The 11685-nt window shown below is 71.4% G+C and carries 9 protein-coding genes; 3 read left to right on the forward strand and 6 right to left on the reverse strand.

The features are described 5' to 3' along the window. Positions 1-3: 3 nt before the first annotated feature. From ACFVS6_RS39850 to ACFVS6_RS39875, 6 genes are all read right to left on the reverse strand, one after another. A complete protein-coding gene (locus tag ACFVS6_RS39850) occupies positions 4-1143 on the reverse strand; it encodes a type IV pilus twitching motility protein PilT (RefSeq protein WP_389711431.1) in 1140 nt (379 codons plus the stop codon). Beyond that, positions 1140-5024, reverse strand: a complete 3885-nt coding sequence (locus ACFVS6_RS39855) for a hypothetical protein (protein WP_389711432.1) — start codon at positions 5022-5024, stop codon at positions 1140-1142. The genes ACFVS6_RS39850 and ACFVS6_RS39855 overlap by 4 nt, the downstream gene beginning before the upstream one ends. Next, positions 5021-5545 (reverse strand): type II secretion system protein, encoded by a 525-nt coding sequence (locus ACFVS6_RS39860; RefSeq protein ID WP_389711433.1) that lies wholly within the window; start codon positions 5543-5545, stop codon positions 5021-5023. The genes ACFVS6_RS39855 and ACFVS6_RS39860 overlap by 4 nt, the downstream gene beginning before the upstream one ends. Further along, positions 5542-6012: a type II secretion system protein gene (locus ACFVS6_RS39865; RefSeq protein WP_389711434.1), complete on the reverse strand. Its 471-nt coding sequence runs from the start codon at positions 6010-6012 to the stop codon at positions 5542-5544. Before ACFVS6_RS39865 ends, ACFVS6_RS39860 begins: the two co-directional genes overlap by 4 nt. Further along, entirely contained in the window at positions 6009-7220 is a 1212-nt protein-coding gene (locus ACFVS6_RS39870; protein ID WP_389711435.1) for a type II secretion system F family protein, read from the reverse strand. Before ACFVS6_RS39870 ends, ACFVS6_RS39865 begins: the two co-directional genes overlap by 4 nt. A gap of 95 nt (positions 7221-7315) precedes the next feature. Beyond that, positions 7316-9145 (reverse strand): GspE/PulE family protein, encoded by a 1830-nt coding sequence (locus ACFVS6_RS39875; protein ID WP_389711436.1) that lies wholly within the window; start codon positions 9143-9145, stop codon positions 7316-7318. 278 nt (positions 9146-9423) lie between these two features. On the opposite strand from ACFVS6_RS39875, the gene ACFVS6_RS39880 reads away from it, so the two are divergent. The 3 genes from ACFVS6_RS39880 (at position 9424) to ACFVS6_RS39890 (ending at position 11467) form a co-directional block, all read left to right on the forward strand. Next, on the forward strand, positions 9424-9759 hold the full coding sequence (locus ACFVS6_RS39880) for a type IV pilin protein (protein ID WP_389711437.1): 336 nt from the start codon (positions 9424-9426) through the stop codon (positions 9757-9759). A gap of 175 nt (positions 9760-9934) precedes the next feature. Continuing rightward, a complete protein-coding gene (locus ACFVS6_RS39885; RefSeq protein ID WP_389711438.1) occupies positions 9935-10753 on the forward strand; it encodes a prepilin peptidase in 819 nt (272 codons plus the stop codon). 153 nt (positions 10754-10906) lie between these two features. Beyond that, positions 10907-11467: a PadR family transcriptional regulator gene (locus tag ACFVS6_RS39890; protein WP_389711439.1), complete on the forward strand. Its 561-nt coding sequence runs from the start codon at positions 10907-10909 to the stop codon at positions 11465-11467. The last annotated feature ends 218 nt before the right edge of the window (positions 11468-11685 follow it).

The following is an 11685-nucleotide window of genomic DNA, read 5'->3' on the forward strand; positions in this document are numbered from 1 at the left end:
CGCTCACCGCGGAGGACCTCCCGAAGGGGGTCGGGCCCGACCGGTCGGGACGCGGGGCCGTTCGATGTCCTCCGGGTGCGCGGTGTGCGACACGGCCTCCTCGTAGGCGATCAGGCCCGACGAGACGAGGGAGTTGATGTCGGCTTCCAGGGTCCGCATGCCGTCGCGGTGGCCGGTCGAGACCATGTTGCGGATCTGGCGCGTCTTGCCCTCGCGGATCAGGTTGCGGATCGCCGACGTCCCCACCAGCACCTCGAAGGCGGCCACCCGGCCACCTCCGATCCGGGGGATCAGCGTCTGGTTCAGGATGCCGACCAGGGTGTGCGCCAACTGGAGCCTGATCTGAGGCTGTTGCTCGGCCGGGAACACGTCGACGATGCGGTCCAGGGTCTGTGACGCGTCGTTGGTGTGCAGGGTGGCGAACACGAGATGTCCGGTCTCGGCGATGGTCAGGGCCGCGGAGATGCTCTCCGGGTCGCGCATCTCGCCGAGCAGCAGGACGTCGGGGTCCTCGCGCAGGGCCGCGCGCAGCGCGGCGGGGAACGACTCGGTGTCGGTGCCGACCTCGCGCTGGTTGACCGCAGAACGCTTGTGCCGGTGCAGGTACTCGATCGGGTCCTCGATGGTGAGGATGTGCACGGACCGGTACGTGTTGACGTGGTCGAGCAACGCCGCCAGGCTCGTCGACTTCCCGGACCCGGTCGGCCCGGTGACCAGTACGAACCCGCGCGGCATCCCCGCCCAGCCCAGGACGACCGGCGGAAGCCCCAGCTGCTCGGCCGACGGCACCGTGAACGGGATGATCCGCAGCGCCAACGCCGACGCGCCGCGCTGCACGAAGGCGTTTCCGCGCAACCGGGCCTTCGATCCCCAGCTGAAGGCGAAATCGACCTGCTTCTCCCGGCGGAAGCGTTCGGTGAGTTCCTCGCCCAGCACCCCGGTCACCAGCCGATCGATCTCGGGCTCGGTCAGCGGGTCCCCCTCGATCGCTCGCAGGGCGCCGTCGACACGGAGGAACGGCGCCGATCCGGTGGTGAGGAGGATGTCGCTGCCGCCCCGCTCCCACAGTTCGCCGAGCAGGTGGTCGATGATCGCGGAACTCGGCCCGGACATGGTGGTCTCCAAGGTGATGTGCGTGCTCATGGCAGGACCGTCCACTGCTCGACGGTGCCGGCGTGGCCGTCGAAGGACACGGAGGCCTTGACGAGGGGTCCGGACAGCAGGTCGATCCGGGTGCCGCCGAGGTGCTCGGTCGCGCCGCCGCTCCCGGCGGTCACGGTGTGGGTCACGGTCAGCCCGGCCAACTGGGAGGCGCGGGTCAAGCCGCACGGTGCCAGGTCGATCCGGTCGGTCACCGGGCCGGTCGCGCCGGTACGGACCGGTACGTCCAGCGCGCCGCCGGCGCCGGTGCAGGTGCTGCCGGGGAAGTCCACCGACACCCTCACCGATGCCACGTCGCCTTCCTCGTGGTGCGCGACCTGTAGGACGACGTGATCGAGAGGGTCGGTCGTGGCCGGTCCCGGCGGGGAGTAGCCGCCCAGCGTGAGGGACGCCCGGCCACCGGCGGGGACGGTGGCGTCCGTGACGTCGACGGGCGCCCCGGGAGCGGGGGGCGTGAACCCGGTGAGCGCCGGGACCGAGGCGGGTTTCGCGATCACCGCCGGGTAGGTCGTGAACAGCACCGGCTCCGGGGGGATGCCGATGACCGGACGGAGGTACCTGGCGGTCGGGCTGATGCCGAGGTCGATGGTGCGGGCGATGACGCCGCGGGTGACGACCTGCCAGTCGACCTGGCTCATGGACAGGTCGACGGCAGCGGTCGGCGAGTAGACGGTGCCGTTGATCACCAGGCGGCTGTGCTCGGTGGCGGTGTCGGCGTCGGCGGTCGACTTCAGCACCGGGCAACGGTTGCCCGCCGTGAGGCAGCCGGACAGCGGCCGGATGGACGGGGCGCGGAAGACGATGTCCAGCTCGACGCCGTCGAGTTGGACGGTGGCGTCGGCGCTGCCCGTGCCCAGGGCCACCGCGTGGTCGACGGCGAGCCCGGACAACTGGTCGTCGTTCGTGACCCCGCAGGCGCCGAGGTCGACCACGTCGACACCGGGTGCGCCCTTGCGGCTGGTCAGGGCATGGTTCGCGTCACAGGCGGTACCGGTGCCCGAGACGGACAGCGTGGCCGTGGGTGGCTCGGCCGGCGCCGGCGCGGGTGGCTCCGTCGGCGCGGGTGGTGCCGGGGTGGCGTCGTCCTCCTGGTGGGACACGCGCAGCACCACCTTGTCGATCACCGCCCCCGCCGGTAGGGGCGGCATCGCGAACGCGCCCAGCCGGATCGCCGCGGAAGGGGTTGCCGTGGACAGCCTCGCGGTCGTGGTGCGCGTATCGATCGATTGCGCGTTCCTCGGGTCGAGGAACGCCGCAGCGGTGGGTGTCGCGGTGCTGATCGCCTGGGTGGGCCGTACCGCGATCGCGGGTCGGTGGGACAGTTCCAGGCTGATCCCGTCGAGCTGGGCGGTGGCGGCGGGGCTACCGGCGCCGAGGGTGGCGGTGTGGGTGACGACCAGCCCGGTCAGCTGGTCCGGGTCGGTGAGCCCGCAGACGGCGACCAGGTCCAGGGTGTCGGTGGCCAGGGCGCCCTGGCGCGTGGCGAGCTTGCGCGGTGCGGTGCAGGATCCGGGCATGCCGGGCCCGGTCAGGGTGACCGTCACCGTCGGCGGCGGCCCTCCGGACGCCCCGGGATCCTCGCGGTGCGCGACGTGCAACAGGGCCCCTTCCAGGATCGAGCCGGGCGCGACCGCGGGGGTGTCGTAGCCCCCGAGGTCGATGCCGGCGGTCGGCGTGGTGACCCGGTCGAGCGCGGCGTCGGCCGTGTCGGTGCCGTCGATGGCCTGGGCGTTGGTGGCGCGGCCGAACGTGGTCGACGACGCGGTCGTCGCCGGTCGGGGGCGCGGCGGGTCGTGGACGACTTCGAGCCACATGCCGTCCAGGGCGTGGGCGCCCGCGCCGCCGTCCGCCTTCAGCGCGGCGGTGTAGGTCGCGGTCAGGCCGGTCAGCTGTGCGGGGTTGGTGATGCCGCACGCCTTCAGATCGACGCGGTCGTCGCCCAGGTCGGCGCGTGCGGGGAGCGGCAGGTTGCTGCAACCGCCGCCGCCCGCGGGGGTGACGCTGATCCTGGGCACCGCCGCGTCACCGGTCTCCCGATGGGCGACCCGCAGGACGGCGGAGTGGATCGTCGACCCCGGCGGCAAGGGCGGCCGGCCGAACCCGGCCAGGGTGATCGAGGCGGACGGCGCCTCCTCGGTCAGGTCGGCGCCGGCCACCGAGGGAGTCGGTTGTTCCCCGATCTCCAGGGCGTTGTCCGGATCGGTGCCGGCAGCGGTGAAGCCGGTCGACGCGGTCACGGCGGTCGGCTTGAACGTGGTCGGGGTGCGGTGGGTGACCTCCAGCCGGATGCCGTCCAGGCGTGCCGTGGCGGTGGAGCCGCCGGGGTCGAGGGTGGCGGTGTACGTCACGGACAGGTCGGCAAGCCGGGCCGGATCGGTGAGCCCGCACGCGCCCAGCAGGTCGATCGGGGGATCGGTGTCGAGCGCCGTGTGCGGGGACGGGTCGTCGGTGCGGCAGGTGTCCGCGCCGACGGCGGCGCTCACCTTCACCGCGCCGGGGGCGGTCAGGTCGCCGTCGTCCTGGTGTCTGACACGCAGCGTCGCGCCGGTGATGACCGAGCCGGGCGGCACCCGAGGGGTGAAGCCGGCGAGACGCAGCGAGGCCGTTCGGCGTTTCGTCGGGTCGAGGGCGGCGTCCGACGTGCAGCCCGCGACGCCCGGCTGAGCGGTCCGCGAGCAACCGGGCAGGGTCGCCCGTTCGCCGCTGGTCAGGGCGTGGCCCGGGTCGGCGAAGCCGGTGTTCGCGATCACCGCTGTCGGCGTCAGCGTCTGTGACGGCTTCGGCGGCTGGACCCCGTACACCGCGATCCGCTGCGCGCCCGGGGTCACCGGGGCGCACAGTTCGACGTGTCCGCGGTCGACCCGGAACTGGCTGGCGCCGCCCATCATGACCTCGACGCCTTCGGGCCGCGTCCTGTCGCAACCGCCCGGGTTGGGGACGGTCGGGCGGGTGGGGGAACCGGGGTCCCAGCCCGCCGGCGTTCCGCCGACCACGCTGACCGTGGGGTCGGTGACCGTCCAGACCGCGGCGCCGCCGGTGAAGCCGAGGTCGAAGTAGTGGACACCGGGCTGCAGCCACACGACGACGTCGGGGCAACCGCCACCGGTGAGGCGGGTGAGGGCCTCGGCGTCGTCGTAGTGGCCGGGCTGAAGGCGCACCAGCCAGGAACCGGGGCCGGGGCACGCGGGCACGGTCCGCCGGACCGGAACGGCCGTGACCGGCGGGGCGTGGTCCGGGTCGGCGCCCACGACCTCGTCGGCGGGAGCCGACGGGGTGTCGTTGGCGCAGCCGTGTGCGTACGGCGCCTGGTTCGAAGGCAGCCGGGACTGTGACACGGCGGGGGAGCAGTCGCCGACGGCGGACACGTCGCCCGACACGACCATGGAGCCGCCGGCCCCGGTGGTGATGTTCGAGCGGGAGAACACGCTGCCCTGCACGCGCAGACCGGGCGTGGTCACGTTGATGCCGTCGCCCGCAGTCTTGCCCAGGCTGCGCAGCGCGTCCTGCGGTTGGGTCGCGCGCGCGGCCGCGGCAGACGTGTTGAGGGGGTCGCAGTGGACGATCATCTGCTGGCCGTTGAGCGGCGGGGCGGTGTAGTCGGCGCACGGGTTGCCCTGCGAGAAGTTCTTGATCGCGAGCTGGGTGGCGCCGTCCGCGCTGTAGACCCGCCTGCTCTGGTCGACGTACACGCCTGCGGTTTTCAGTCCCGTCGCGGCGAAGGACAGGACCGAGACGGTGACCAGGCCGAAGACGACGATGAAGGCCAGCGCGAGGATCAGGGCCGCGCCTTGTTCGTCGTCGCGCGGGCGGGGCGGGAGCGGGCGAGGCGGATGCGGGCGGCGCGGACGGGGGCGGCCGGTCATGACGCGCTCGATCGTCGGACGGCGGTGAGGACCGTCGCAGGTGCGGCGGGGTCGCTCTGCACGGTCAGCGTTACCTCCATGGGCGAGGTGCACGAGGTCTCGGCACCGCAGCTCAGAGTCACCGGACGGGTCGTCGTGGTGTGGTCGAACCGGCCCAGCAACGTGGTGACGACGCCCGCGTCGGTGCACGTCACCCGGTTGAGGGTGCCGGTCGGTCGGTCGTAGGCGTAGACGACGTCGGTGCCCGGTCGGTTCAGGCGGACGATCACGGTGGCAACGCCGCACGCGGCGTCGGTCGTGACGTCGGCCGCACTGTGCACATCGCCGTAGAAGTAGCGGCCGAGCGTGCCCACCGCGCTGGTGGTGGACACCCGGTTCCCGGTGTCCGACGTGAACCGCAGTCCGAGGACGACCGCTTTGGGCAGCAGGAGCCCGATGATGCCCAGGATGACGAGCGTGACGAGCAACTCGGTCAGGGTGAACCCCGACTCCCGGTCATCAGTGGGTTGTTGGGCCTTCATGACGGCATCGACTCCCGTTTGACCACTTCGAGCGTCACGTCCCTGACGGGGCGCGGGCCGGTCGAGCGCACGGTGAGCGTCACCTTCTGCACCCCGGTGTCGGCCGTCGGGCAGGACCGGCCGAACGTGCCCGCTCCGTCCCAGTACTCGACCTGGACGCTCACGGTGTACCCGACCGGCGGTGTCGGAGTCCCGTAGCCGCCGGCGCAGGGCACGTACGGCGCGCCGACGACCTTCTCGGCGGCGCTGCGGACGAGCGAGTCGGCGTCGGTCACCCTCTGCTGCGTGACCGAGCTGATGATCGCGGTGCCCATGCCACCGAAGACGGTCACGAAGGCGAGGCCCATGAGGACCACGGCGACGAGGACCTCGACCAGGGTCTCGCCCTCTTCGCCGCGGGGGCGCCGCGGGCGGCGGGCCGGGCGGCGGGCCGGGCGGCGTGCAGGGCGGTGGGCCGGGCCGGTCACTGGACCTCGACCTGGCTGTAGACGCCGTAGATCGCGGAGAGCAGGGCGACGGCCACGAACCCCACGACGACCCCGACCACGATCACGATGGCCGGCTCGAACAGGCTGGTCAGCCGCTTGAGTTTGTGCCGTAGCTCCTTCTCGTAGAAGTCGGACACGTTTTCGAGCTGGTCGTCGAGGGTCCCGGTCTCCTCGCCGACGCGCATCATCTGGGTGACGGCCCCGGGGAACAGCTTGGTGCGGGCGATCGGCCGGGAGATGCCGCCGCCTTCGAGCATCTCGACCCGGGCCGTTCCGAGGGACCGTTCGTATACCAGGTTGTTGGCTCCGGCTCCGGCCAGGCCGAGCGCCTCCGGAATGGGCACCCCGGCCTTGATCATCGAGGTCAGGATGCGGCAGAACCGTTCGATGACCATGTAGCGGACCACATCGCCCACCACCGGCATCGCCAGCAGGCATCGGTCGCGCAGCATCCGTCCGCGCTGGGTCCGCAGACCGGCGATCAGTGCCGTGACGAGCGCGACGGCCACAGCGATGATCACCGGATACCAGGCGGTGACGAAGTCGGTGAAGCCCAGCAGGATCCTTGTCGGCAGGGGCAGTTCCGCGTTGAAGGACTCGAAGAACAACTTGAAACGGGGCAGCACGAAGACGACGAGGACGAGGACGACCGCGAGAGCCAGGCCCATCACCAGGATCGGGTAGGTCAGGGCGGAGCGAATGGTGCGCCGGCCTTCGACGTCGCGTTCGATGTAGCGACCCAACTGGGCCATCACCACGTCGAGTTCACCTGTCGCTTCCGCCGAGCGGAGGACGGACATGTAGAACGGCGGGAGCGCCGCGCTGTGGGCGGCCATCGCGCCGGAGAAGCTTTCGCCGAATCTCAGGGAGTCCATGACGTCGACGAGGACCTTGCCCAGCTTCTTGTCCTTGGTCTCGGCCCGGATGATTTCCAGGGCGTCCAGCAGGGGCACACCGGCCTTGATGAAGGCGGCCATCTGCCGTGAGAAGTTGCTGAGTTCGACCAGGTCGACCTTTTGCGTGGTGAGTTCGAACTGCAGCAGGTTGCGGCCCTCGGCCTTGACCGACCGCACGTCGTAGCCCTGCCGGGTCAGGCTTTCGGTCACGCCGTCGACGCTGGAGCCCTTGAGGACGCCTGTGACGCTCTTCCCGTCCCGGCCGACCGCGACGTACTTGAAGCCGGCCATGCCGGTGCCCTCCTGGTTTCCGCTGTGCGGGGTTCGCGTCGTCGATGTGTGTGGGGGTGCGCCGTCCGGCGGGGGCCGAACGGGGACGACAGGCCCTAGACCACGTACACGCTGGACATGATCTCGGCGATGGTCGTGGTCCCCTCCTCCACCAGACGGACGCCTCCGTCCAGGAGGCTGTCCATGTGTTCCTCGCGGGCGGTCCTGCGCAGGCTGTGGAGCGGGGCGTTCTCGACGAGCAGCCGCTTGACCGCGTCACTCATCACGAGGAGTTCGAAGACGCCGATCCGCTCCTGGTAGCCGGTCCGGGAACAGAAGTTGCAGCCCCGGCCCTGCCAGAACCCGTGGTCGGCCGACCCGCCGGCCTTGGTGAAGAAGGCCAGTTCGTCCACGCCGGGCCGGTAGGGCTCGCGGCACTGATCGCAGATCCGCCGCACCAGGCGCTGGCTGACCACCCCGGCGACCGTGGAGGTGATCAGGAACGGCTCGATGCCCATGTCGGCGAACCGGTGGAGCGCGGAGCAGGCGTCGCCGGCATGGATGGACGACAGCACGAAGTGGCCGGTGAGGGCGGACTCGACCGCGATCCGCGCCGTCTCGGAGTCCCGGATCTCGCCGACCAGGATCACGTCGGGGTCCTGGCGCAGGATCGAGCGCAGCCCGGTCGCGAAGGAGATGCCCGCCTGGTCGTTGATCTGAATCTGGTTGATCGACGGGAACACGTACTCCACCGGGTCCTCGATGGTGGTGATGTTGCGTTCGCTCTGGTTCAGCTCGCCGAGCGTGGCGTACAGGGTGGTCGTCTTGCCGCTGCCGGTCGGTCCGCCGCAGGCGACCATGCCGTACGGGGAGCGCAGCAGCGACGAGAACCGCTCGTAGGTCGCGGGGGGCATGCCGAGCTCCGCCAACCGGATCAGTGTGCGGTTGCTGTCGAGCAGCCGCAGCACCGCCTTCTCGCCCCAGATGGTCGGGGTGGTCGCGACCCGGATGTCGACCGACCTGCCGTCGATCGCGGTGGCCATCTGCCCGTCCTGCGGCCGCCGCCGGTCGACGATGTTCATGTTGGCCATGATCTTGATCCGGCTGACGACGGACGGCCCCATGTTCTCCGGCAGGCTCAGCACGTCGTGCAGCGCGCCGTCGATGCGGTACCGGACCCGGACCCGGTCGCCGTGCGGTTCGACGTGGATGTCCGAGGCCCGGTCGCGCAGGCCCTGGGTCAGCATCAGGTTGACCAGGTGAACGACCGGGGCGTCCTCACTCACCGCCCTGGCCCCGGCGTTGGCGTCGCGGCCGGTCTCGGTCGCCTCGAACGCCTCGACCAGGCTGCTGACACCGGTCAACGCCCGGTAGGTGCTGTCGATCGAGCGACGGATGTCCGAGGGCGCCGCGATGGCCAGCTCCACCCGGTCCGGGGCGACGGCCCGGCCGACCTCGGCGAGTACGCGCGGGTCACCCGGGTCGCCCGCCGCGATCAGCAGGGTGCCCTCGGAGCGCCGCACCGCGACGACTCCCAGCGAGCGGGCCAGCGCCTCCGGCACCCGTGCCGCGGCCTCGGCATCGGGTTCGCTCTGGCGCAAGTCGGCGATGGGCAAGTCGAGTTGTACGGACAGGGCTTCGACCAGGGAGCGCTCGTCGACCATGCCGAGTTCGAGGAGCAGGGTGCCGAGCCGCTTGCCCGAGGTCGCCTGCTGGAGGAGGGCCTCGTCCACCTGCGCCGGGGTGAGCAGCCCGCGCCGCACCAGCAGTTCCCCGATGCGCGGCCGGTTCTGCTCCGGTGGCGCGTGCCGCGTCGCGTGGGACGCCGCGTCCCGGTCCGGTTCGCCCGCCGGGGCCGGGTCCCGCGCCCCCTCGGGCAGGGTGACCTCCCCGGCCGCCGGGTCACTCGCCGCCGCGCGGCCCCGGAACAGACGGCGGTTCGCCAAGGAACCCACCCCTTTCGAGCATCCGGAACGGCGGGCGATCACCCGCCGCACTCTCACCATGTCGTCACCTACTGACTAGTCAGCGGGATACTACATGACGAGCCGTGTCGCGATTCGGCTTGCCGGCGCGGTGAGCGTCCAGGTCATCCCTTGTAGGACCGTCGTTCGACTGCGTAGTCTACCGCTGATTAATCAGGCGGCTGCTAGTGCTTGATCTCAACGTTCGTCGTAGATGGAGAGAGATGTTCACGTACCTGCAAGGTAAGTTGCGTCAGCGAATGCGCGCACAGGACGGGGCGGCGGAAGCCGGCTTCACGCTGATCGAGCTGCTCGTGGTCATCGTGATCCTCGGCATCCTGTCCGCCATCGTCGTCTTCTCCGTCCGAGGCATCAACGACAAGGGCCAGGGGTCGGCGTGCCGGACCGACAAGTCCACGATCGAGACCGCTGAGGAGGCGTACTTCGCCGTCAACAAGAAGTACGGCGACATGGCCGAGCTCTCGAAGGGGTTCCTGTCCTCCGCGTCCACTCTGCACACGGTCGAAGTGGATGCCCCGCCGGCCCAGGGGTACAAGGTCGTGCCGTTGAGCGGCCCCTGCGCCACCACCCCCTGATACGGATTCCACATCGAACGTCGCCGTCCGGCGGTTGCCGGCCGGTCGAGTGCCGCCAGGTGGCCGGAGGCGCCACCTGGCGCGGTGCCCGGTGGCAACACTCTTCGGCAACCGTTCGAAACTCGTGCATTGCCCCGGTATCTGCCGTTTCGCCCGATGCAGGAACATGGCCCGCATGTCACCCATATCCATCCTGATGGTCGGTCTGCTGGGGCTCGCCGTGGGCTCGTTCCTCAACGTCGCCGCCTCCCGGGTACCGGCCGGCCGCTCCGTCGTGCGACCCCGTTCCGCCTGCCCGGAATGCGCCACGCCGATCACGGCCCGGGACAACGTCCCCCTCGTGTCCTGGTTCCTGTTGGGCGGGCGCTGCCGCGCCTGTCGGCTTCCGATCCCCGCGCGCTACCCGCTCCTCGAAGCGCTCACCGCGGCCCTCTTCGCCGCCGAGGCATCGCGCTTCGGCTGGTCGGCAGCCCTGCCGGCCCACCTGGTCTTCACCGCGGGGCTGCTGGCGCTGGCCGCCTGCGACGCCGAACACTTCCTGCTCCCGAAGCGGCTGGTCCACCCGACTCTCGTCCTCACCGCCGCTTGCCTGCTCGTTGCCGCGGCGGCCACCGATCAGTGGCACCGGCTCGCCGTGACCGCGGCATGCGCAGCGGGCGGGTACGCCGTCTTCTTCGCCCTGCATTGGGTACGCCCGGCCTGGCTCGGATTCGGCGACGTGCGCCTGGCCGGCCTGCTCGGCACCGGTCTGGGCTGGCTCGGCCCCTCGCACCTCGTCCTCGCGATGCTGGCCGGGAGCCTCGCCGGGTTGCTGGTGGGTGTCGCGCTCATCCTGGCGGGCCGCGCGACCCGCCGAACCCGCCTCCCCTTCGGCGTGTTCCTCGCCGCCGGCGCCATCGCCGCCCTCCTCGTCGGCGCTCCCGTCATCCACTGGTACGAGCACCTGAGCGACCCGTACGCGACGGGCGCGCCGCTCACGATCGTCGGCCACTGACCCTCGCCACGCCGGCCGTCCGTCCCCTGTGGGCGGGTCGCCGGCGACCAGCGGACCCCGGGCGGCCCCGCCTACGGCCCAGCCCGCTGTGAAGGCTCGATGAACGGGTCCATCGCACGGCCGTCTGCCGGACCGATTGGTACGCTGGCCTGCATGGGAAAACCTGATCGGCCCGATCTGCCGCTGGCCGAGTGGATCGTGCTCGCACTCGTGGCCGAACGTCCGAGCCACGGCTTCGCCATCGCGGCCCTCACCGCGGAGGGCGCGGAGATCGGGGAGTTCTGGTACATCTCGCGCCCCATGGTCTACCGGTCGATCACGCGGCTCGTCGAGCGGGAGCTCATCACGCCGGTCGGTGCCGAGGAGAGCGACCGCGGACCGCAGCGCATGATCCACGCCGCCACCCGCTCGGCGAAGACGACGGTCGGCCGGTGGCTCGCCGAACCCGTGACGGAACTGTTCGACGTCCGCGCCGAGCTCACCTGCAAGCTTCTGCTGCTCCAGCGCCGGGGCACCAGCCCGGCCCGCCTGGTCGAGCGGCAACGCGTCGTCATCGACGAGATCGAGGAGTCGCTCCGCGTCAAGGAGGACGCCGCCGGCGATCACATCGCCCGCGCGAGCTACGCCCTGCGGCTGGAACAGCTCAGCGCCGCGCGCCGGTTCCTCGACGCCGTCGACGTCGACGCGACGCAGCCGGCCGTCACGACCGGCTGACGTCCCGCCGCCGGGCGGATTGCCTCGGCATCCGCATCACCGCCGGGCTTGCCACTACTCGATCCGAGCGGCACCGGCCCGCCACCACCACGGCCGACGAGGCCCCGGCGGCGCCGGCTGCCGTCCCCCACGGGGCCGGCAACGCAGCAGGCGGCCGCGGGCCGTGCTCACCGACCCACGTGCCGCAACGGGACAGGCCCGGCGATCGCGTCATCGCG

The sequence above is a fragment of the Streptomyces sp. NPDC057939 genome, assembly GCF_042887545.1.
Taxonomy (GTDB): Bacteria; Actinomycetota; Actinomycetes; order Streptomycetales; family Streptomycetaceae; genus Streptomyces.

What these genes read in the sequence shown, in the direction of transcription:
- ACFVS6_RS39850 (WP_389711431.1), bottom strand. Translation starts at nt 1,143, where the DNA reads ATGAGCACGCACATCACCTTGGAGACCACCATGTCCGGGCCGAGTTCC.
- ACFVS6_RS39870 (WP_389711435.1), bottom strand. Translation starts at nt 7,220, where the DNA reads ATGGCCGGCTTCAAGTACGTCGCGGTCGGCCGGGACGGGAAGAGCGTC.
- ACFVS6_RS39880 (WP_389711437.1), top strand. Translation starts at nt 9,424, where the DNA reads ATGCGCGCACAGGACGGGGCGGCGGAAGCCGGCTTCACGCTGATCGAG.
- ACFVS6_RS39855 (WP_389711432.1), bottom strand. Translation starts at nt 5,024, where the DNA reads ATGACCGGCCGCCCCCGTCCGCGCCGCCCGCATCCGCCTCGCCCGCTC.
- ACFVS6_RS39885 (WP_389711438.1), top strand. Translation starts at nt 9,935, where the DNA reads ATGTCACCCATATCCATCCTGATGGTCGGTCTGCTGGGGCTCGCCGTG.
- ACFVS6_RS39890 (WP_389711439.1), top strand. Translation starts at nt 10,907, where the DNA reads ATGGGAAAACCTGATCGGCCCGATCTGCCGCTGGCCGAGTGGATCGTG.
- ACFVS6_RS39860 (WP_389711433.1), bottom strand. Translation starts at nt 5,545, where the DNA reads ATGAAGGCCCAACAACCCACTGATGACCGGGAGTCGGGGTTCACCCTG.